Genomic DNA, 19,380 nt, shown 5'->3' with positions numbered 1-19,380 from the left:
AATTTTGGGTTTTTACCACCTAATTTCCCTCGTTTCGATCTAGGGAGAGCCTTTTTCGCCACCTAGAGGCATTTTCGTGTGTTCACAATGTCCCCGGTTGCGCGGCCATTTCCGGTCGCGGGCACCCACTGGTTGGTGGGTTTGTTTCGAGGGCTATTGGGGGCCTTTTGTATGGCTGTTTTTGATCTGGGCGCGCAGACACTCGCCACCCTGGGTAAGCAAACGGATGCTTCGCATCAGGACCTCGGTGCGTTGGTGCGCCGCTTCGTGGACGCCGTCACCCCACTGGAAGGAAAGTTCAGCGGCGCAGGCAAGGCCGCGTTCGACTCCTTCAAGAACCGCTCCGATGTGGTCGCTTCGGAGTTGAACACCGCGCTGGGTGCGATCGTGCAGGGCCAGTCCGGGATGGACACCGCCTTCACCCAAGGCGACCAGGCCGCCTCCGACACGGCCCGCCGGGCCGAGGGGTCCGCGAACTTCGACGCCGCACGCTTCCAGGGAAGGGCCTAGCCATCATGAGCCGCATTGCCTACGACACGAACGTCTCCGCCCAGGTCCAGTCCGACATCCAAGCTTTGGCTGCGCAGTTGGAGAACCTCATCACCGCCCGGCAACAGGACGTGAACCACGCCATGGCCGACTTCCGCGCAGACGGAGTCGACGCCGAATACCAAGCAGTCGAAGCCCGCTGGACCAACGCCGCCTCCGACGTACGGGCCATCGTCGCACTGGTCCGCTCCACCCTCGCCCAAACCGACGACACGGCCACCACCGCGGTGGGCGCTGCACGGAACGCCGTGCAAGGCATCGGCTAACCCCCGGGTCCGCGGTTTCTGGCATGGCTGTCTGGGATATTGACGTGCCCGGCACCCACGGGGTGCTGACCGCGGCCTCGAAGGCCGTGACGGGGTTGCAGACCCCGGTCAAGAGCCTCGGTGCCGCGCTGGAGGGGGTCGCCGGTGCGGTTCCCTCGACGGTAGTGGTCCAGGCCTTGGGCGGGTTCGCCGAGAACGGGCTGAGCCCTGACCTCACCGGGGCCGTGCTCTCCGCCGGCGCCGCCCTGTCCGGGACGACGGAGGCGGTGGGGCATTACGTGGCCGGAGACCAGGCCATGGCCACCATCGCGGAAAAGAGCGCACTAATCGCCGCAGGTACCGGCCCGGCCCTGGGCACGGGTCTGGGGGCCGCGCAAGGCATCGAACCAGGCACCGAACCCGCCAGTGCCGGTGATGGCGCTATTGGGCGGTGGCCGTTACCCGACGCCGGCACCCAGCACTCGTCGGGTGGTTCGGCTGGGGGCGGGTCGCCGTTCCCTGGCCCGGGCCGCGTCAGCGAACCCGGCACCGGGGGTGGTCCGCGGTGGAAGCTGCCATGAGCTGTGACGTCGTCTTTGGCTTGACGGGAGTTTGGGAATGAGTGGGGATTTCACGCAGGTGTGTGTCCCGTCCGGTGGTGGTGGGTCGGGGATCAACCTGGAGGCGTTGCCGCCGTTGCCTGATCCTGAGGTGTTGGACGCCCAGGTCCAGTCGATGATCGTTGCCGGGGTCGGGTTCCATAACGGGGTTCAGGACGCGGCCCGGAACTGGGCCGGGCTCCGGGCCTTCTACCGGACCCCGGAAGCCGAACAAGTACTCGGCGCGTTCACCCCGGCCCTGGCCAAAGCGGCCCGGGTGAAGGACCTGACCGGCGCGGCGGCGAGGGCCCTGTACGCGTACGCGGACCGGGCAAGGGACTTCAAGCGCCGCATCACGGGTTTACGGGCCGAGGTGCAGGCGCTGGACGCGGTGATCCTGGCCAACGATGACTGGCACACGAAGGCCCAGATCGTGGACACCCACGAACGGCTCATGTCCGCCGCGTCCGGGCTGGCCCAGCAGATCCTTGACTCCGACACCCAATGCGCCAACGAACTCTCCGCCCTGACGCACGGGCACCGGTACACCCCGGTGGAGGTCCCGCGGCGGACCGTGTTCGCCTCCACGGACCAGGTCGCCAACGGGTTCAGCTGGCTGCAGCACCAATTGGGTACCGACGCCCCGGTCCCTGACCTGCCCTGGGGGCCGGCGGTATCGATCCGGCACGAGGGCCGCCTGTCCGCGATGCAGGGTTTCGGGACCGCCGCCGTCGGGGCCGTCCAGGGCCTGTACACGCTGTTCGGAACGAAAGACAAAACCCAGCAAGCCCAGGCCTGGCAAGGTGTAGGGGCGTTGGGTGCTGCGGTGTTCCGGTCCAAAGCCGTGATCGACCGGGGCTTCACGGACATGGACGACGGCGACATCGAAGCGCTCCTGACCGCCGCCGCCGCGATCAAGGAAACCGTGCACGCCGACGAATGGGCCACCGATTACTGGCGCGCCGGCGGGCAAACCACCTTCGACCTGGCCACCGCAGCAACAGGAGGCGCCGGCGGCGGCCTCACCCTCGAGGCCCGCATCACGGCCCTGGCCGCCCGGCTCCGTGGCCTGCCCACCAAGGCAGCCGCGGTTGCGGAGCTCGGCGGCGAAGCAGCCTCGGCGTCCGTGAAAGCCGGTTCGGGGACGGCAGGACTTGAGGCGGCTACAGCACGTATCGAGTCTCACCTAGCCGCTGTCGGCAAAACCGTCGACGACTACGAAATCCCGCGGGCCACATCTGAGGCCCCCGGCCTCCCCGAGGAGCCGACACCCGCGGATGGGCAGACGGCCAAATGGTCCAAGGAGGTGTCTACCCCAGACCTCAACGTTCAGCCGGCCCAATCCAAAGGCATCTGGACTGACGATATCAACCGCACAAAGACCACCCCACCCCCGGAACCCGGACCCAGAACCAGCGGGATCGACGAAGCACGCCTAAGACAACGCCTCAATCCGGCAAACCCCGAGCCGGCGGCAAGTTCGTCACATGCCGCGCCTGAGGCTCCTGAGCACAGTCCAGGGCCGGGCACCCATGTTGGCCCTTCCGCGACGCTTGAGCACGGCGCCGACGAGCTGCTGCAGACCGAGGATAGGTCCGTTGATGTCAACGCATCCGGAAGGCCAACATCAGACCCTGCACACGTTGAGGGTCCGGTGCAGGCTACGGAGGTCTATGGGGAACCGCGGGCCGTGCATGGAGAGCATCCGCCCTACCCGGAACTCACCGACAAGAACCGCGAAGTCATGGCTCTGCGTACCGACTTCGAGGCCCGGTGGGGACGCGACGACAACGGTTACGGCCGTCCTTTCACCAAGCATGAGTACGAGATTAGATACAGCGGTCCCGAAAAGAACGGACAGCCCCGTCACGTTTATCCTCCGTTCGACGGTGCGATACTTGAGACTCTTCAGAAGTTTCATGATCTATCTGCCTTCGTTCAGAAGTTCGGTAGTCAAATGGATCGCGTTGGCCCCCAAAGTGGCCGATTTATTGGAGTGATCGAGAACGGGGTCCCAGCTACATTCGAAGAACGTTCGTTACCCGTTGCACAATTGGGTGATAAATACTATCAGTACAAGTTGGTTGATGCCTGGCCTCCGGACGCGAAGGGCTGGAGCATTGAAGTTGCCCGTATCGCTCCAGCTTTCGGACGCAAAGGGGGCGGTCTACAGATGGTAATAAAGGATGCTAACGGACTAAATGTCAGCGTTGAACGGTTGATCCAAGTAGGAATTTTAGAAAAATGACAATATCTCTAGAATCGCTAAACGAAATCTGTTCCAATCTCACTGAATTACTCAAGGAATCCGATTCAGGTCTATGGCAGGAGGAGGAGAACGACTCATGGTATATAGCCATGGGGGCAGAGGCGACTCTCCGTTTATATACGAGCGATTCCGTGATCGTGATAGCAGAATCCGACAAAGGCGGGAAGGAGTTTCTTCTATTTGAGTCGACTGAAGCTGAAGCGGTTGAGTTGTTCCTTGCCCGCTTGCTATGCATGCACATTCGCGGAGACGCGGATCTCCCCATGCTGCTTGTTGTCCCCATTCCCCTAACGTTGAAAGACACAGCTCCGGGGTTTGTGCTTGCCAGCGACGGCCCGGTATCTACCCTAACCGAGACCGCCACGGGAAAGATTTATCGCGGCGATGACTTGGATCTAGTGGTCTTTTCCCATTACGCAAAAATGACGCCGCGCGAGATTCGAGAAGCCTACGCCGCGCCAGAGGGCAAACCGCCGTTCTTTCCGTTGACATGAAATAAGGGTGCACCTCGACGGGCATACGGCTAGACCTGCCAATCTCGTTGCTGCGTCTCACACTGCGGTTCTCAGTAGGGCCAACAGTAAGAAGGGTATCGAGCTTCGCAATGAAGCCGTTGGAAGATGAGGTTTGTAGATCATGCAAGAATCTCTAGATCAGTTAGTAAATCGGATCGACGACCTCGCAACCCGGTCATGTTCTGCTGCCTGGCGGAGCGCCCCCGACGGGACATGGTTCTTGCGTACCGGCCACGATCTCAGATTGCATCTTTTTCGTCGTGGCACGATGTTGCTTCTCGGCCAGTCTGAACGAGGTGCAGAGGAAGAGCTGTATTTCGAAACATCCGCAGTCGGGGCTATGGAAAGATTCATAGTCAATGAGCTCTGTATGATACTCAGAGGTCGAAACGGAAACTCATTTCTAGTGGTTGCACGACCGCCTCTTACCGAACAAAGCGTTGCTCCGGGTTTCACTCTTACGAGAGAGGGACACTTGGCGAAACTAAGTGAGGACTCCACAGGTCTCATTTGCCGCGGAGAATTTACAGATCTCATCAAGTTCTCGTACATTGCCAAGATGTCGCTGACGGAGATTCAGGACGCTTACACAGCGCCCCGCGGCCTGCCGCCGTTCTTCCCTCTGTGATGAAGTCAGCAGGGGCACGCATCGCAGCCCGCCCGGAATGCAGTTCTTTCCGATACCGGCAATCTGAGTTTAGGGACGGGACACATGGAATCGTTGCAATGGATGATGATTGGGCTCGCAGCCGTGGCTGCGTTCTTCGTCGCGGGTTCCGTCATCTGGGCTATCTTCGACGTCCTCCGACAAGGGTCCATGAACCACGTCACCAAAACGCTCTGGTTGCTCTGCCTCTTCTCCCTCCCAGTCGGGGGTCTTGTCGCGTGGCTGTACTGGCGACCACGAACCGGCGCCAGCGCTGAACGGGTCAAGATCACGAACACCATCAAGCCGTGATCGCTTGTCATTTCGGAAATTTCCGACATATCATCATCGCGTGCTTCCCGATGTCTTCGGCGCCCTCGCGAACCCCTCGCGGCGCACCATCCTCGACAGTCTCCTCGGCGGCCCCTTGTCGGCAGGCGAACTAACGGGACGCTTGGCACTCAGCCGCTCGTCGGCGTCGGAACATCTGTCCGTCCTGAAGGAAGCCGGACTGATCCGCGAGGAGCGGCAGGGCCGGCACAGGATCTACCACCTGCAAGCCACAGGCCTACAGGAAGTCAGCGGCTGGCTGAAGCACTACGAGCACTATTGGAACCAGCGGCTCGACGCCCTGGCCCAACTACTGGATGAGGAGAATCCCCATGACTGAGAACGCCATCCGCCTTGAGCGCACCTTCGCCCACTCCCCCGAGACCGTCTGGGCTGCCCTGACGACGCCGGAACTCCTCGCCAAATGGTGGGCGCCGGGCGATATCGCACCCGTGGTCGGGCACCGGTTCACCATGGACATGGGTGGTTGGGGCCAGCAGCAGTGCGAAGTCACCGCCGTCGAACCCGGTAAGTCAATCACGTTCGTCTTCGCAGAAGGCGTCCTGGACACCACCATCACGTGGTCGCTGGAAGCCACGGAAAACGGCACCATCCTGCACTTCGAACACGCCGGCTTCAACCTTGACTCCCCGATGGGCCGCACGGCTATCGAAGGCATGGGCAACGGCTGGCCAGGCCTGATCGCGCGCATCGACCAGGTGCTGGTCAGCGTCGACTAGACGCGACTACCCGGCGAGCGCCATGCAAGGATGAAGTGATGGACACTTCTTCCGAGCTTCTGGCAATCGCAATCGGCAAGGTCATCGGCGGCGGCCGGGGTGTTCCCTACGAAGCGGTTTCGCTGTGCCAGATCAATGGCCGCGTTGAGCAGTACTCCATCGCCGTAAGTCCGGCCGCCTTCACGTGGTCGGCCACCAGAATGCCCGACGGCGGTACGGACAGTTTCGATCCCAACACCCTGACGATCCGGGCTGCTGATGGTCATGACAGGGTCCTAACGCTGGACCGCGTGCCACGCTTGTTCCCTGAGTCCGTTCAGTTGGCGTTCCCGCTCTCCCTGCCGATCTGGGGCCGGCATATGGATCAGTATCATCCTGTAGCGGCCGAGGATCGTGGCACCTACACCACGCTGCTGCTCCGCCACCGGGAGGATCCCACGATCTTCGGCTCCTTCACGTTCGAAACCAGGAGCGGGGTCGGGACCAGTCTGGTGCTACCAACGTATGCCCTCAAGCTTGAGCGCGAGCCGGAACCCGAACCGGGTGAGCACGACTTCGGCTTCGTGTCTGGCCACAAGCCGTAGACCACGACTGATTTGGGGGATGTATGGAACTGGATGTTGCATCGTTGTTGGCCGGACCACGGGGTCGGCGTTTGTGCCTTGAACTCGCGATGGAGGCTGACGACGAAGTCCGCATAGCAGTCTTCGACTTGGCCTACGACCGCGATCCCGGTGCGGGCAAGTCCCGTTTCATGATGTCGTCGTTTGCAAAGTCGGGCGAGGTTCCGCCTCCGCCACCAAAACCAACGGTTGCCGAACTGGCCGACCTGATGTCCCGTTTGGATCTGAGCCACCTCGATGTCGCCCTCGTGCAGAAGGCCCTGCTTCGGGCAGTCGACACGGCACGGTACTGGCAACAGCCGGACGGTGAGGATGTCTTGGCTGCCGACGCACGCCTGGCCGATGCGCTTGAACATGTCGCCAGCGGTGTCCTGGCTACCCGTGCAGCCAAGGCCTGGGGCAATCAGTTCAGCACACCACAGTGGGCAGTCGACTGGAGATCGGCCGCTGACCCCACACCACTGTCCAGAAATCCGCGCCAGACGCTCTCCGAGTGGACGGAGCACACGCTTGATGTGGAATTCCGCAGCGCTTGGCAACTTCCGGCGGACCTCAGAGCCCAAGTGAGCGGAGAATGGTGGTCCATCCCCTACCGCCTCATTCAAACCATGAGTCGGATACCCGAAGGACTCGACCTCATAGAAGACTCACTGGGTTGGGAAGAAGCAACGGTCATCCCTGTCTCGGGTTCCGGCCGGATTCTCGAAGTCGAGGTCGCCGCGGATTGGGTCACGCTCTGCCGGGACTTCCCGCTCGAGGTCACGGCTTCCCGTCGCCATGACTGGTACCGCGCCACGGGCCGGGCCGGGAATTGGGTGATCCCGGACTGGGAACAGGTAGCCACACGTTGGGACGCCGTACACCTGACAGTGAACGGCTACCTCCACTTGGCAGGACGGGCACTGGAGGTAGACCCCGGCCAGGGCACAGCCAGCGTCATCGCGGGCTGGAATCCAGACACAACGCTGTGGCTCACGGACAGGCTCAGGGAAACCGAAGAACCCCGCCAACACTGGCGCCGGGAGAACAGCTGGGACGAATGGATGCTGCTCGGAAGTGCCTAGCTGGCATCCCTTGCGTCAGCTGGCCGAGCCAGCGGCGGGTGAAGGTGTTTGTCCGTCGCGTTGAACAACGCAGCGGGGGCGCCACCAGAGGCCGCCCGTACCTTTTGACCGGTGTCGTGCAGTTGCGGGACCATTTTGCGCGTGAAGTTGCCGGCGGGCAGGGAAGTGTTCCACACGGCGTCGTAAACGGTACGGAGCTGTGTCACTGTGAACGACTCCGGCAGGAGCCGTGCCGCAATCAGTGTGTACTCCATCTTTCCGCTGAGTCTGTCCAGTCCTTCGCGCATGATGGCTGCGTGGTCGAAGGCGAGATCACCCTTGAGTGTCTCGTGAACCGGCGACCACTCTGCCCCGGCCGCATCAGACCCAGCTGCGAGTGGAGGCAGGGTTAATCCGTCGGTGGCGAGCAGTACCAGATGGGCTATCGACACGATCCGCATGCGGGGATCCCGGTCAGGCGAACTGTAGGTCGCGAGCTGTTCCACGTGCGCCTCCGGTGACGGCAACGTCATGCCTGTTTCCTCGGCGAGCTCACGCCACGCAGCATGCAGGGCGTCCTCGTCAGGGTGAAGGAAGCCGCCGGGCAATGCGAGGGAACCCTTGAAGGGGTGTTCACCGCGGCGAACCAACGCAACGTGCAGCACACCCTGCGCGACGGCCAACACAACCAGGTCCACGGTGACAGCGGTAGCGGGATAGTCCTCGGGCCGGTACGACGCCAAGAATTTCTTTTCGCTGTTCAAGCGGTGGCTCCTGTCAGGGTAGTTCGTTTGGCCCACGGCGGTGAAGTGAAAGTGGACCGTTGCTCCAGTATGAGGTCGATGATGGTGGTAGCCGTAGCCAGCCGTCGTTCGTGACTGCCGCTCACCAATACCCAGGAGTGACCTGCTGCGGTCAGGGCCTCCTTGAACCACTCCGTCATGTCTGCCCGGATGTGCTCACCGTCGCGGATTCCGTCGTCTTCGAAGTCGACACCCTCGTGATCGGTCAGCAGGTAAATGTCACGCGAAGGGAGGTTCGCGGCCGCCTCGGCAGCGCCGAAGCTGTCCGCGCCCATGTAGCGGCGCTCCCACAGCACGGTCGCCAACGAGTCGGTATCGGCGATAACCAGAGGGCATTGGGATGCGGCGGCGTTCTCCAACGCGTTCTGTCGCTTCGCAATGAGGTCGAAATCCTCGGTGGTCCACACCAGGTCCTCAACGCCCGCGCCGGGATTGAGGCTCCGGAGTTCGTCGAGCTTCTCGTAGGTGCGCAGGCGCCCGTATTCGGGGACGTCCCCGATTGTTGGGTACCGGCTTCGGTAGTGATCCATGAGCGCCCGCGTCAAGGTAGTGGTGCCCGTGGACTCTGCCCCGACCACGATGATCCGCGTAGCCAAACCCTGCCGGGCAGGCTCAATGATGTGCGGCCAGGCTGCGTTGAGGTCGTCCCTGCAGAGAGTGCCGCTGACGGGAAACTCGCTCCTATCAGGGTCCACCAGGACGTGCTGCGCATTGAAGGCATCCGCCAGCTGGTACCCGTACATCTCCGAAGTGAAAACGGCATCAACCTTCGCAACCCCGGCGTTCTGCAAAGCCGAGCGCATTACTTCAACGTGGGCCTTCCAGATCTCGTCCGAGCCGTAATCCACGGGGCAATCATCTGCTTGGACAAGGATTCGCACGTTAGCGTGAGTTTCGAATTCGGCGGAAAGCCACTTGGCTCGGTCAGCCCTGCTTATTGATTCGAAGCGAGTGCCCAGGACGATGACATAAACGTTGTCCGACTCAGCCGCTGCCGCCTCGATCAGGTGCCGATGCCCTGCATGTGGAGGGTAGAACTTACCAATGACAAGTCCGTTGCCGTAGAGGTTCATACCAGCGCTCCTTCGCTCTGCGCGGCGTCAACGCCCTGCAGCCGGCGTGCACGGTTCCAGTCCACCAGGCCGTAAATGCAGAGCGCCAGGAAGCCGATGTAGAGAATGCCGGTGAGCGCCAGCCCCTTCACGAAGTACAGCGGTATCGAGACGATGTCCACGATGATCCAGACGTACCACTGCTGCATGATCTTCTTGGCCTGGCCGTAGGTGGCCACCAGGGATGCAGCAAGGATGAACGCGTCGGGCCACGGAACGGTGGAATTGGTTTCGACGGCGAGCATCCATCCCACCAGCGCCGTGGCGACCGCCGTGATGCCTACTCCCCAGGCGATCTCGGCGCGGCTTGCATCGCGGATGGGAAGGTCGTCCTTCACTGCGGTGCTCCGGTTTCCGCGGATCCAGTTGAACCAGCCGTACACCCCAACCACGCCGAAGATAACCTGCAACGCCGTATCGCCGTAGAGACCAGCTCCCAGGAACAGGATCATGAACGCGATGTTGTTCACGATGCCAACCGGCCAGCTCCACAGCTTCTGTCGGGCGACTCCATAGACGCAAGCTGCGCCAGTGACGAAACCGATGACTTCGATCCAGCTCACGGGGCTGCCGAGAAGGTTCGGAACAGCCGGGGAGTTCATCCAGTCGAGCAGGGCATCCATGGCCCCTCCAATCATTATTATCAAATTGATAATAATGAGAGTACACCATCCGGACCTGAAGCCGGGAGGCCACGCGATGCCTCACCCATGTGATGTGCGCAACAGAGGAAACCCGGCAATTTCGGAACCGGGATCACAACCAGGATCGTTGGAAGCTACGTAGGACACCCTGACGTTTCACCCGCACAACTTCCGGAGGCAGCCACCCCAGCCACTCGCCGTCGTACTCCCCCACACGGCCATGAACCGACGCCGGGCGACCCAACCCGGTAGGTTTATGGCAAGAGTTTTTGACCCTCGCTGAGTTACACGCCCCTCACGAAAGCAGGATCACATGACCGTCTCTCCCCTCATTTGGGGCATCACGATCGTCGTTATTTTGGCGCTTCTCGCCTTCGACTATTTCTTCCACATTCGCAAAGCCCACGTTCCGTCGCTGAAGGAAGCAGCAATTTGGTCGTCCATTTATGTGGGCCTGGCTGTTGTCTTCGGCATTCTGGTTTTGGTCTTCGGCGGAGCCCAAATGGGGTCCGAATACTTCGCCGGATACATCACGGAGAAGGCCCTGTCCGTCGACAACCTCTTCGTCTTCCTGATCATCATGGCCAGCTTCCGGGTGCCGCGTGAGGACCAGCAGAAGGTGCTGCTGTTCGGTATCGTCTTTTCGCTGATCGCCCGGACCGGCTTCATCTTCCTGGGCGCCGCGCTGATCAACTCGTTCGCGTGGGTGTTCTACCTGTTCGGCCTGATCCTCCTGCTGACCGCCGGCAACCTCCTCAAGCCCGGCGACCACGGGGACGATCAGGCGAACAACTTCATCATCCGGCTCGCCAAGAGGCTCTTCCACACCACCGATAAGTACGACGGCGACAAGCTCTTCACGGTGGTCAACGGCAAGCGTGCGCTAACCCCTATGCTCCTGGTGATGGTAGCGATCGGCGGCACGGACATCCTCTTCGCGCTCGACTCCATTCCGGCGATCTTCGGCCTGACACAGAACGTGTTCATCGTGTTCACGGCCACGGCGTTCTCGCTCATGGGCCTGCGGCAGCTGTACTTCCTGATCGACGGCCTGCTGGACCGGCTCATCTACCTGTCCTACGGCCTTGCCGCGATCCTCGCGTTCATCGGCGTGAAGCTGATCCTGCACGCGCTGCACGAGAACAACCTGCCGTTCATCAATGGCGGCGAGCACGTCAACGTTCTTGAGATTTCCACGGGCCTCTCGCTGAGCGTGATCTGCGGAACCTTGGTTGTCACCGTGCTCCTGTCGCTGCTCAGCCCAGCCGGCAAGGCCCAGACCGCGATCAACAACGCGCGTCGCCACGCCGTCGACTACCTCGACCTCGACTACACCGCCGACGCCGCCGAACGCGAGCGCATCTACCGGGCACTGACCGCGGAGGAAGCACAGATTGTGCAGATGCCGCTGAAGTACCGGAACAAGGCCAAGGACGTGGAGACGATCCGCGAGCAAGTGAAGGAAGCACACCGGCAGCACGAGGAGTTCCTCAAGCGGTAAGGCCCTGCTGGAAATCAGCGCTGCCCCAGCATTTTCCGGGGCAGCGCTGCTTTGCCCTCCAATCCCGTGCGCCTCACAAACCGTGCACGTACTTCGCGTGGTAGGAGCGTATGCGTAACGATGTCGGGAGCGCTTGGATCCTGATCACCCAAGACACCATTCTGAAGGCAACCGTGGCCACCCAGCCGGGGTTACCTGCGTGGGAAGGAAGCAGACTTCGGCGGACGCTTCTGGTGAGGCGCGCAATTGCCCTCCTGGTCATCGGAACCGTCACGGCTCTGCTCGGTTGGTCCGTCGTTGTGGGGGTCAGGCACGCCATGGACGAATACTCGACTGTTGAGGCGAGAGTGACCAAACAGGAGGACAACTCATCCCGACGTTCGGCTTTGTGTCGCCTCCATGTCTCCTACAGAGTGGGTGATCAGCAGTTGCAAGGCGTCGCAGGAGTCAACGCCGGATGTGGCACCTTGCCAGGAGTCGGCTTTCCTGTGGCTTTGAACGTCTCAACGTCCGATCCACTCGACATCTGGGTGGACGGAGCTGACGACTCGAATCACCCGGATCCCGTTGTCTTTGGCGCACTAATGCCGTTCGCCGCTTTGGCCTGCTTGTTGTGTTTTTGGGGCGACCTCACGGATTTTGGCCGAGCTCGAAAACTTCTTGCCTCAGGCGCTCAGTGGAGGATTGTCCAGGCCACGGTCACTGGAAAGACTGGCAACCGAAGCGCCCTTGCGGTCCACTTGGAGGCTGAAGATGTCGACGGCAGGCCACGATCCTTCAGCATCGTGTACCGCTTCTTCAACCCCATCGGATCTGTGCGCAAAGGCGACACCGTGGAGTTGACACTACTGGCCGATGGACGCTTGCAGGCACTCCTCTGGAGGCCGGACCAGAACCGCATCCGGCTGATTCATGTCGCCCAACCCCCAGGGAGGCACTATCTGGCAGAGCAGCAGACGTAGATCGCAAGGCCGGGAACCCAGAGCATCCCATTTCGATGGCTCGCCACGCATTAGACGACTCCTATCGTCTAAGAAGCAGCCAAGCATCGAACGGGGGCCTTTGGGTTGTCGACTGGTGCTTCACGCTACCTCTAACGACAGCCCAGCCGGGTTTGAGTTCTGCTCGTCTGAAGTGCGATACATTAGCCCAGTGAAGCTTAGATCCAGACGCGGCGAGTCTTTGCCCCTTTATCCCCGTCGGCAGTAACACCCGCCGAGGTGGAGGCCCCGATCGCTCCCGTAGAACAGTGAACCTCCCGGACCTGGCCTGGCTCGAACAGGCAACCACCCTCACCAAACTACGGGCAGGACACGCACTTACCGGGTATACGAGTCTTGGGCAGGTTCATGGTCGAGCATATGCTGTTGCTGCGCCAGTAAGAGACTTAGCGACTTCTTACCGGTCTTAGCGCCGTTGAGCACAACTGGTTCAGTATGGAGGCAGTCCTTGGACCCAGCAGGCCGCACGCCCCTGCATTACGCAGCCATGACCAACGACGTGGCAACCATCAAAGAGCTCATCGATCAGGGCGAATTGGTGAGCGCCCAGGACAAACAAGGCTTCACTCCGCTCCACTTCGCGGCCCAGGAGTATTCAGTGGCCGCCGCGTCAGACCTACTGCGCGCAGGTGCCCAAGTCGATCTGAAGAACGCGTTTGGCAACACGGCGCTGTTTGTAGCAGTTGCCAATTCACGAGGCAGAGGAGAACTAATTCGGCTCCTGCGCAGTCATGGGGCCGACCCGCTCCAGGCCAATGCGTCTGGGCAGACTCCCTTGGGATTTGCCGAATTGATCGGAAACTACAACGTAGTGGAGTTCTTTCGAGACCTTCGCGAATAGACCCCTCTGTTCACAGCCCGCCGCCTTCTCTCTCCTCGGCGATCCGCTCACGAATCGCACGCCGGTCATCCCAAACCCGTGAACCACCCATGGTCCCGGCGATCAGGGCCGCCACCACGCCGATACCGAGTACCAGCGGGCTGGGGGTCTTTCCGCCCACCAGCCAAGCAGTGATCCAAGCGCCGGGTGCGGCAAGGAGTATTGCCACCGTCGTGACAAGAAATACGAACATCGGCTTTTTCAAAAAGCAGTCCTTCTCCAGTGACATCCGCGGGATGAGGGCCCCTACGCAGGCCTGCAGATGCCCTGACGTGTGTGACGAGCTGACAAGCATCAGCCTGCACAAGAGTACAAGTGCAGGAGCCACAGTGAAGTAAAGCCCCGTTATCCGTTGATCCCACCTGGGTCTAGGCTGGCCCTCGTGACTGGCGCAACTGAAACTGACATCAAGCATGGACGCGGCCCACTCTGGCTGCTGCATCTCATAGCAGGCCTTGTCGTGCTGGCCTGCTTCGCCTACGGGATCCGCATCTTTGAGTCGCTTCCCGAGGTTGTTGCAACCCACTGGGGACCTGGTGGACGCCCCGACGCCTGGTCCCCGAAGACCTTCGGCTCGGTTTTCTTTCCTCTCCTGACGGCCGCCGGAGTCATCGTGCTTCTGGCGATCGTCGCAGCGGCGGTGCCGAAGATGGTACTTCCGGATAAGGAACCGAGCCCGTGGGAGCTCCATCACCGGGAAGGCCTGATCCGCGGCACCATCGCTGCCTTGGGCGGCACCTCGTTCCTGATAGCCGTCGTGTTCGCATTCTTTGCCTTGGCAGGATGGTCTGACCCGGATAATGTTTCTTCGTGGCCGGCCCTTTTGCTCATTGCACTGGTCCTTGGCGTGATTCCGGTTTCATACACCATGGCTTCACGCTGGGCGCGCAGGACAGCACTGGCTGAAGGAATTCGCCCCACAGCAGCCGAAGAGGAACAAGACAAGCTCTGGATCGCGGGCATCCTCTACAACAATCCTGACGACCCGCACATTCTGGTCCCGAAACGACCTGGCACAGGCATCGGCCTGACGGTAAACGTGGGCAATCGCAAAGGACGTGCCCTCATGGTCATTCTCCTGGTCGTCCTCGTGATCGGCCCACTGGTGCTCGGAACCATCGCGTCGCTGTAAAAAAGCCCCGCAATTCCGAGCGGCCCTCCCGCATGCCTGCGTCGCGACACCCGGTTCGATGGCTCCCTGTGCATTAGACGATTCCTGCCGTCGAACACGCAGCCATGCGTCTAAATGGAGCGAGGACGGATACGCCCATTTCGATGGCTCGCTGCCCATTCGATGGTTCGCACGGCACTGTGGGCAGCTACGCATCGAAATGGCGGAGGGGCACCCAAAGCACCCCCAGAGAAGCACACAAAAAAGAGGAGAATACCTCTCCTCACTTTCAATCTATACGGCACAGGGGGCCTTGCCGCAAGGCCCAGGGGTTCCTGCACAATTGAGAGCCGAATCCGGACCAAGGAGCTCCCATGCCACTCGCAACCAGTGCCTTCAACCTGCCCGAGCACCTATCCCCCAAAGCCAATCCAGCCCTCGTGGCCAAAGACGAGGAGCACTTCGCAGCCATCGCCGCCAGCATGGAACAGACCGTTGCCAGCCTCGAACAGCAACTGGAAACCATCCGGAGAGCCCCCAGCCGCTTCGGACAGGAAGCCGTGGAGAAGGACGTCGAAACCCGCCGGCTCACGGGCAGGCTCAAAGCCCTGAAATCGTACGGCCTGGACCTCTGCCTGGGCCGCATCACCACAACAAAGAACGCAGAACCCGTCTACATCGGCCGCCTCGGGCTCACGGACAGCGACGGCCAACGCCTCCTCATCGACTGGCGCTCCCCCGCCGCCGAGCCCTTCTTCGGCGCCACCCACGCCAGCCCGATGGGCTTGGCCGGCCGTCGCCGCTACCGGTGGACCCGCGGCCGGATCACGGATTACTGGGACGAATCATTCGCCCAGGACAACCCGGAGGAAACGGCAGCGCTTGAGGACCTCTCCGCCTTCATCGCCAGCCTGGGCTCCAGCCGCTCGGCCAAGATGCAGGATGTGCTTGGCACTATCCAGGCGGACCAGGACGCCATCATCCGGGCTTCGTCCCGTGGTGCCTTGGTGGTCGACGGCGGTCCGGGTACCGGCAAGACCGTGGTCGCCTTGCACCGTGCTGCCTACCTGCTCTACTCCGATCCCAGGCTGGGGCATCGCCGTGGCGGAGTCCTGTTCATCGGACCCCACCGCCCGTATCTGAACTACGTGGCGGATGTCCTTCCCAGCCTCGGTGAAGAGGGCGTGCAGACGTGCACCATCCGGGATCTGGTTCCCGAAGGAGCCACCGCGGCACCCGAGCCGGATGCCGCCGTCGTACGCCTTAAAGCGCAAGCGGACATGGTCAAGGCCGTTGAAAAAGCCGTCCGGCTGTACGAACAGCCACCGGCTGAAGGCATGGACGTGGAGACGCCGTGGGCCGATGTGTGGCTCAGCGCGGACGACTGGGCTGAGGCGTTCAACGCGCCAAGCCCAGGCACCCCGCACAACGAGGCCCGCGAAGAGGTCTGGGATGAACTGGTGACCATCCTGCTGGACAAGTTCGACACCAACGAGATCCCCGAGGACCTCCTCCGAAGGGCCTTCGCGCAGAACGCCGAGCTGACGCAAGCGTTCACCAAGGCCTGGCCCCTGTTGGACTACGCGGAGTTGGTGGCCGATCTGTGGCGCGTCCCGGCCTTCACCAAACTGTGCGCTCCATGGCTCACTGAACAACAAGTCAAGACGGTGCAACGAACCAACCCCACTGCCTGGACCTTCCCGGACCTCCCGCTCCTGGACGCAGCCCGGCAACGGCTCGGCGACCCGGAGGCCTCGAGGAACAGGCGACGCCAACGTGCAGAGGCAGCGGCGGAGAAGGACTTGATGGACCGCGTGGTGGAGGACCTCATCGCCGCCGACGATTCCGAGCTCATGGTCATGTCCATGCTCCGCGGCGGGGACATGCTGGAGAAGCTCGTCGAGGACGTAGCCATCGCAGACCCTGATGTGTTGGCCGGTCCGTTCGCGCACATCGTGGTGGATGAGGCGCAGGAACTCACGGACGCGGAGTGGCAGATGCTGCTGCAGCGCTGCCCGTCGCGGAGCTTCACGGTGGTTGGCGACCGCGCCCAGGCCCGGCACGGATTCGTCGAGTCATGGCAGGAGCGGCTGGAACGCGTGGGGTTGGGGACTATCCACCAGACCAGCCTGACCATCAACTACCGCACGCCTGAGGAAGTCATGGCGGCCGCCGAGCCCGTGATCCGCGCTGCACTCCCCGACGCCAACGTGCCCACATCCATCCGCAGCGGCCCGCCAGTGCGGCACGGCGCCTTGGATGATCTTGAGCCTCTGCTCACCGATTGGCTCGCGGCCAACGCCGATGGCGTCGCTTGCGTCATAGCAACGCACGACGCCGGATTGGGCTCGCTCCCGGCGTCGCCACGCATCCGTGTGCTGTCACCGGAACTGGTGAAGGGGCTGGAGTTCGATCTGGTGGTCCTCGTGGAGCCGGACGGATTCGGTGATGGCGTCGAGGGTGCCGTGGACCGCTATGTGGCCATGACGAGGGCAACCCAGCAGCTGGTCATACTGAGGTGACGCTGCCCGCGTAACCCCGCTGCCGGCGTCGTAAATTCAGCTGCCTTTCTCCGCTGCCGACTTAAGGTCGGCCGCGAACTGCTCAAAGCTCGCGTCGAAGGATGGGATCTTGCTGGCAAACAAAGGAAAGATGGGGCCGCCGATGCGTTCGTTCATCTCGAAGCGCGTGCCTCCGTTGGTTTCCGTGAGGGTATAGACGCGCGTGCCCAGCGCGTCACCCCAGGAGAGGCGCCGGGCGGGTTCGAACTCCTTGACTTTGAGCTTGAAGGTCCGGCTCGAATCCAGCGTGGAAACGAGCCGAATAGTCGAGCCGGGCGTGATCTCACCCTCCAAGGAGACCACCGTGGAGTTCCACGTGGGGTAGTCACTTGCCGTGGTCAGCAAGCTCCACACCTTGGCCGGGGTCGCATTGATGGTGGCGGACACTTGCGTGGTCCGGCTGAACGTCTTGCTGGTGGTGCTGGCCTTGATGCCGGAGTCGTTGGACATATTCCAGATGCTACATTCAGGCATTCCCCAGCGCTTCCCCTGCGGGCACCCATTTTTAAACTGTGCCGTCATGAACTACGGGGGCTCGCCACTGAGTTGAAAAGACTCACGCACAAAAGAGGGATGACTCATGACTGGAACGCAGGAACCCCGGGCTGCCATTGAACCGGGAATCGGCTGGGTTGTGGCTACGGACTGGACCGGGCTCAGGGGCCGAAACGTGGAAGTGTACGATCACGGACAGTTCGTGGACCGCGGGAAAGTGGAGTCCGTGACGCCGAGCGGGCACATCCTGTGGCTGGCCTTCCAAGGGAACATTCCGCGCCGCATCATCGAGAAACTGCCCGAGGTGAGCATCCGGATCATCTCGGACTAGGCTGCCGGTTTCCGCCACATCACGGACAGCACAATCACCACGGCGTTCAACGCCAGCATCACCAGGACCATCAGGCCCCAGTTGGCTTGGTTCACACCTGGTCCGTAGAACACGCCAATCAGCACGGTGGCCGTGATGGCGCCCAAGTACCGGCAGGTCTGGAAAATCCCGGCCGCGACGCCGCGCTCCTCCGGCCGGGCGGAGACGTACAGTCCTTGGTTGGAGGCTGTGCTCACGGCACCGTAGGGCACGCCCATCACGGCGGTCAGCACCAGCACCAGCGGTGGCCAGAGGGACAAGGTCAGCAGGCCAAGCGCCGCGGCCGCAACCGTGAGCACCAGCACCCCGGTGATCAGCACGGCCCGGACGCCGAACCGCTCGATCAGCCGAACGGTCAGCGGCGTTACCAAAACGGACATCGACGCAAGGGGAAGCATCAGCAGGCCTACCAGTCCGGCGTCGTAATTCCCTGCTTCCTGGAGCAACTGCGGAAGGCCGAAGAACGCAAAGTAGTAGACCCCGCTGAACACCACAAACACGAGGTAGATGAACAGGAGCGGACGGTTCCTGCCCAGCAGGCGGAGGTCCAGGAACGGCGGGTTGAAGCGGAGTTCCCGCCACGCGAAGAGCGCGCCGATCACCACGGCAGCGCCCAGCAGGTACCAGCGGAAGTCCGGCATGACGTTGAGCAAGGCCATCATGGCCAGCATCAGGGAGACCACGAACGCGAGGATGCCCGGGATGTCCGAGTCGCGAATGAGTTTGCCCAGCGAACCGGTCTCGCGTCCGGCGTCGGCGGGTGCGGTCCGTTGCACCACCAGCAAGGCGATCAGCGCCAGCGGCACGTTGATGACGAACAGTGCCTGCCAATCGAACAGGCTTACCAGCAGGCCACCCACCACGGGCCCCACGGCGGCAGCGGACGTGTTGGCCATCTGGATACGCCCGAGTGGTCGGGTGGTCGGCACGTTGGCAAGGCGGCTGAGGTCGGTGACCATCACGACGGCGGACGGATACGCCGTGGCTGTGCCCACCGCCATCAGGGCCCGGGCAACGCAGACCAACGCGAAGTTCGGCAGGAAGGGCGCGATGGCGCACGTCACCGCCACGAGTGCCATGCCGAAAGTGAACAAGCGGCGTGGACCAAAGCGATCAGCGAACCGGCCCATGAGCGGTTGGCCTGCAGCGGACGCGAGGTAGAAAGCCGTGATCACCCAGGTGACCGTGGCGACGTCGAGCGCGAAATCCTCCCGCAACACCACCAGGGCCACCGCGATCATCGACGAATTCAGCGGATTCAGCGCGGTACCGATGCTGAGCGCGGCGATGGCCAAGCCTGGTCGGGAGTTTCTGTTGGTCACCTACCCCAGTCTGGTACATCG

23 protein-coding genes are annotated in these 19,380 nt (G+C 62.1%); 17 read left to right on the top strand and 6 right to left on the bottom strand.

Annotation, left to right across the window (positions count from 1 at the left end; genetic code table 11):
- Positions 1 to 171: 171 nt before the first annotated feature.
- From ACIPY3_RS19300 to ACIPY3_RS19250, 11 genes are all read left to right on the top strand, one after another.
- Positions 172 to 510, top strand: coding sequence for a hypothetical protein (locus ACIPY3_RS19300; protein ID WP_400336652.1), 339 nt, complete (start codon positions 172 to 174; stop codon positions 508 to 510).
- A gap of 5 nt (positions 511 to 515) precedes the next feature.
- Positions 516 to 815, top strand: a complete 300-nt coding sequence (locus ACIPY3_RS19295; protein ID WP_400336651.1) for a pore-forming ESAT-6 family protein — start codon at positions 516 to 518, stop codon at positions 813 to 815.
- A gap of 23 nt (positions 816 to 838) precedes the next feature.
- Positions 839 to 1,375, top strand: coding sequence for a DUF6507 family protein (locus ACIPY3_RS19290; protein ID WP_400336650.1), 537 nt, complete (start codon positions 839 to 841; stop codon positions 1,373 to 1,375).
- A gap of 37 nt (positions 1,376 to 1,412) precedes the next feature.
- Positions 1,413 to 3,641, top strand: coding sequence for a glycohydrolase toxin TNT-related protein (locus ACIPY3_RS19285; protein ID WP_400336649.1), 2,229 nt, complete (start codon positions 1,413 to 1,415; stop codon positions 3,639 to 3,641).
- Positions 3,638 to 4,156 carry an Imm61 family immunity protein gene (locus ACIPY3_RS19280; RefSeq protein WP_400272916.1) on the top strand — a complete coding sequence of 173 codons (519 nt, stop codon included), beginning with the start codon at positions 3,638 to 3,640 and terminating at the stop codon, positions 4,154 to 4,156. The genes ACIPY3_RS19285 and ACIPY3_RS19280 overlap by 4 nt, the downstream gene beginning before the upstream one ends.
- A gap of 142 nt (positions 4,157 to 4,298) precedes the next feature.
- Positions 4,299 to 4,805: an Imm61 family immunity protein gene (locus ACIPY3_RS19275; RefSeq protein WP_400336648.1), complete on the top strand. Its 507-nt coding sequence runs from the start codon at positions 4,299 to 4,301 to the stop codon at positions 4,803 to 4,805.
- An 84-nt stretch (positions 4,806 to 4,889) separates the two neighbouring features.
- Positions 4,890 to 5,135 (top strand): PLD nuclease N-terminal domain-containing protein, encoded by a 246-nt coding sequence (locus ACIPY3_RS19270; protein WP_400336647.1) that lies wholly within the window; start codon positions 4,890 to 4,892, stop codon positions 5,133 to 5,135.
- Between the two features lie 40 nt (positions 5,136 to 5,175).
- Complete coding sequence (locus ACIPY3_RS19265) at positions 5,176 to 5,493, top strand: metalloregulator ArsR/SmtB family transcription factor (protein ID WP_400336646.1); 318 nt, start codon at positions 5,176 to 5,178, stop codon at positions 5,491 to 5,493.
- Positions 5,486 to 5,893 (top strand): SRPBCC domain-containing protein, encoded by a 408-nt coding sequence (locus tag ACIPY3_RS19260; protein WP_400336645.1) that lies wholly within the window; start codon positions 5,486 to 5,488, stop codon positions 5,891 to 5,893. Before ACIPY3_RS19265 ends, ACIPY3_RS19260 begins: the two co-directional genes overlap by 8 nt.
- A 38-nt stretch (positions 5,894 to 5,931) precedes the next feature.
- On the top strand, positions 5,932 to 6,477 hold the full coding sequence (locus ACIPY3_RS19255; RefSeq protein ID WP_400336644.1) for a hypothetical protein: 546 nt from the start codon (positions 5,932 to 5,934) through the stop codon (positions 6,475 to 6,477).
- Between the two features lie 23 nt (positions 6,478 to 6,500).
- On the top strand, positions 6,501 to 7,580 hold the full coding sequence (locus ACIPY3_RS19250) for a hypothetical protein (protein ID WP_400336643.1): 1,080 nt from the start codon (positions 6,501 to 6,503) through the stop codon (positions 7,578 to 7,580).
- Here the strand turns inward: ACIPY3_RS19250 and ACIPY3_RS19245 are convergent.
- Genes ACIPY3_RS19245 through pnuC form a run of 3 tightly spaced genes read right to left on the bottom strand, consistent with a single transcriptional unit; the run spans position 7,577 to position 10,097 of the window.
- On the bottom strand, positions 7,577 to 8,323 hold the full coding sequence (locus ACIPY3_RS19245; protein WP_400336642.1) for an NUDIX hydrolase: 747 nt from the start codon (positions 8,321 to 8,323) through the stop codon (positions 7,577 to 7,579). The two genes, ACIPY3_RS19250 and ACIPY3_RS19245, sit on opposite strands and share 4 nt — an antisense overlap.
- Entirely contained in the window at positions 8,320 to 9,435 is a 1,116-nt protein-coding gene (locus tag ACIPY3_RS19240; RefSeq protein ID WP_400336641.1) for an AAA family ATPase, read from the bottom strand. The genes ACIPY3_RS19245 and ACIPY3_RS19240 overlap by 4 nt, the downstream gene beginning before the upstream one ends.
- Positions 9,432 to 10,097, bottom strand: a complete 666-nt coding sequence (gene pnuC / locus ACIPY3_RS19235) for a nicotinamide riboside transporter PnuC (RefSeq protein WP_400336640.1) — start codon at positions 10,095 to 10,097, stop codon at positions 9,432 to 9,434. Before pnuC ends, ACIPY3_RS19240 begins: the two co-directional genes overlap by 4 nt.
- A gap of 334 nt (positions 10,098 to 10,431) precedes the next feature.
- Between pnuC and ACIPY3_RS19230 the strand changes: the two genes are divergently transcribed.
- The 3 genes from ACIPY3_RS19230 to ACIPY3_RS19220 all read left to right on the top strand — a co-directional run bounded on the left by ACIPY3_RS19230 (position 10,432) and on the right by ACIPY3_RS19220 (position 13,461).
- Entirely contained in the window at positions 10,432 to 11,619 is a 1,188-nt protein-coding gene (locus ACIPY3_RS19230) for a TerC family protein (RefSeq protein WP_400336639.1), read from the top strand.
- A 488-nt stretch (positions 11,620 to 12,107) separates the two neighbouring features.
- On the top strand, positions 12,108 to 12,581 hold the full coding sequence (locus tag ACIPY3_RS19225) for a hypothetical protein (RefSeq protein WP_400336638.1): 474 nt from the start codon (positions 12,108 to 12,110) through the stop codon (positions 12,579 to 12,581).
- 454 nt (positions 12,582 to 13,035) lie between these two features.
- Positions 13,036 to 13,461 (top strand): ankyrin repeat domain-containing protein, encoded by a 426-nt coding sequence (locus tag ACIPY3_RS19220; RefSeq protein ID WP_400336637.1) that lies wholly within the window; start codon positions 13,036 to 13,038, stop codon positions 13,459 to 13,461.
- Between the two features lie 10 nt (positions 13,462 to 13,471).
- On the opposite strand, the gene ACIPY3_RS19215 is transcribed toward ACIPY3_RS19220, so the two are convergent.
- Entirely contained in the window at positions 13,472 to 13,693 is a 222-nt protein-coding gene (locus ACIPY3_RS19215) for a hypothetical protein (protein ID WP_400336636.1), read from the bottom strand.
- Positions 13,694 to 13,882: 189 nt separating this feature from the next.
- Here ACIPY3_RS19215 and ACIPY3_RS19210 point away from each other — a divergent pair, with 189 nt between their 5' ends.
- Together ACIPY3_RS19210 and helR are read left to right on the top strand one after the other, a co-directional pair.
- The gene (locus ACIPY3_RS19210; protein ID WP_400336635.1) at positions 13,883 to 14,632 is read left to right on the top strand and encodes a DUF1648 domain-containing protein; all 750 of its coding nucleotides are present in this window, start codon (positions 13,883 to 13,885) and stop codon (positions 14,630 to 14,632) included.
- Between the two features lie 353 nt (positions 14,633 to 14,985).
- Positions 14,986 to 17,133: an RNA polymerase recycling motor ATPase HelR gene (gene helR / locus ACIPY3_RS19205; protein WP_400336634.1), complete on the top strand. Its 2,148-nt coding sequence runs from the start codon at positions 14,986 to 14,988 to the stop codon at positions 17,131 to 17,133.
- A 36-nt stretch (positions 17,134 to 17,169) separates the two neighbouring features.
- On the opposite strand, the gene ACIPY3_RS19200 is transcribed toward helR, so the two are convergent.
- A complete protein-coding gene (locus ACIPY3_RS19200) occupies positions 17,170 to 17,622 on the bottom strand; it encodes an SRPBCC domain-containing protein (RefSeq protein ID WP_400336633.1) in 453 nt (150 codons plus the stop codon).
- A 130-nt stretch (positions 17,623 to 17,752) separates the two neighbouring features.
- Here ACIPY3_RS19200 and ACIPY3_RS19195 point away from each other — a divergent pair, with 130 nt between their 5' ends.
- The gene (locus tag ACIPY3_RS19195; protein WP_400336632.1) at positions 17,753 to 17,998 is read left to right on the top strand and encodes a hypothetical protein; all 246 of its coding nucleotides are present in this window, start codon (positions 17,753 to 17,755) and stop codon (positions 17,996 to 17,998) included.
- On the opposite strand, the gene ACIPY3_RS19190 is transcribed toward ACIPY3_RS19195, so the two are convergent.
- Positions 17,995 to 19,359, bottom strand: coding sequence for an MFS transporter (locus ACIPY3_RS19190; RefSeq protein ID WP_400336631.1), 1,365 nt, complete (start codon positions 19,357 to 19,359; stop codon positions 17,995 to 17,997). The genes ACIPY3_RS19195 and ACIPY3_RS19190 overlap by 4 nt on opposite strands.
- Positions 19,360 to 19,380: the final 21 nt, after the last annotated feature.

The organism is Paenarthrobacter sp. NPDC089714 (genome assembly GCF_044748905.1).
Taxonomy (GTDB): domain Bacteria; phylum Actinomycetota; class Actinomycetes; order Actinomycetales; family Micrococcaceae; genus Arthrobacter.
Note: the sequence above shows the minus strand (reverse complement) of the source record. Positions and strands in the feature narration are given on the sequence as shown.

Excerpts from the sequence above, each read along its gene's own strand:
- ACIPY3_RS19285 (WP_400336649.1), top strand. The coding sequence starts at position 1,413 with ATGAGTGGGGATTTCACGCAGGTGTGTGTCCCGTCCGGTGGTGGTGGG.
- ACIPY3_RS19200 (WP_400336633.1), bottom strand. The coding sequence starts at position 17,622 with ATGTCCAACGACTCCGGCATCAAGGCCAGCACCACCAGCAAGACGTTC.
- ACIPY3_RS19215 (WP_400336636.1), bottom strand. The coding sequence starts at position 13,693 with ATGTTCGTATTTCTTGTCACGACGGTGGCAATACTCCTTGCCGCACCC.
- ACIPY3_RS19290 (WP_400336650.1), top strand. The coding sequence starts at position 839 with ATGGCTGTCTGGGATATTGACGTGCCCGGCACCCACGGGGTGCTGACC.
- helR (WP_400336634.1), top strand. The coding sequence starts at position 14,986 with ATGCCACTCGCAACCAGTGCCTTCAACCTGCCCGAGCACCTATCCCCC.
- ACIPY3_RS19255 (WP_400336644.1), top strand. The coding sequence starts at position 5,932 with ATGGACACTTCTTCCGAGCTTCTGGCAATCGCAATCGGCAAGGTCATC.
- ACIPY3_RS19195 (WP_400336632.1), top strand. The coding sequence starts at position 17,753 with ATGACTGGAACGCAGGAACCCCGGGCTGCCATTGAACCGGGAATCGGC.
- ACIPY3_RS19300 (WP_400336652.1), top strand. The coding sequence starts at position 172 with ATGGCTGTTTTTGATCTGGGCGCGCAGACACTCGCCACCCTGGGTAAG.
- ACIPY3_RS19280 (WP_400272916.1), top strand. The coding sequence starts at position 3,638 with ATGACAATATCTCTAGAATCGCTAAACGAAATCTGTTCCAATCTCACT.
- ACIPY3_RS19270 (WP_400336647.1), top strand. The coding sequence starts at position 4,890 with ATGGAATCGTTGCAATGGATGATGATTGGGCTCGCAGCCGTGGCTGCG.
- ACIPY3_RS19260 (WP_400336645.1), top strand. The coding sequence starts at position 5,486 with ATGACTGAGAACGCCATCCGCCTTGAGCGCACCTTCGCCCACTCCCCC.
- ACIPY3_RS19295 (WP_400336651.1), top strand. The coding sequence starts at position 516 with ATGAGCCGCATTGCCTACGACACGAACGTCTCCGCCCAGGTCCAGTCC.
- ACIPY3_RS19275 (WP_400336648.1), top strand. The coding sequence starts at position 4,299 with ATGCAAGAATCTCTAGATCAGTTAGTAAATCGGATCGACGACCTCGCA.
- ACIPY3_RS19230 (WP_400336639.1), top strand. The coding sequence starts at position 10,432 with ATGACCGTCTCTCCCCTCATTTGGGGCATCACGATCGTCGTTATTTTG.
- ACIPY3_RS19250 (WP_400336643.1), top strand. The coding sequence starts at position 6,501 with ATGGAACTGGATGTTGCATCGTTGTTGGCCGGACCACGGGGTCGGCGT.
- pnuC (WP_400336640.1), bottom strand. The coding sequence starts at position 10,097 with ATGGATGCCCTGCTCGACTGGATGAACTCCCCGGCTGTTCCGAACCTT.
- ACIPY3_RS19240 (WP_400336641.1), bottom strand. The coding sequence starts at position 9,435 with ATGAACCTCTACGGCAACGGACTTGTCATTGGTAAGTTCTACCCTCCA.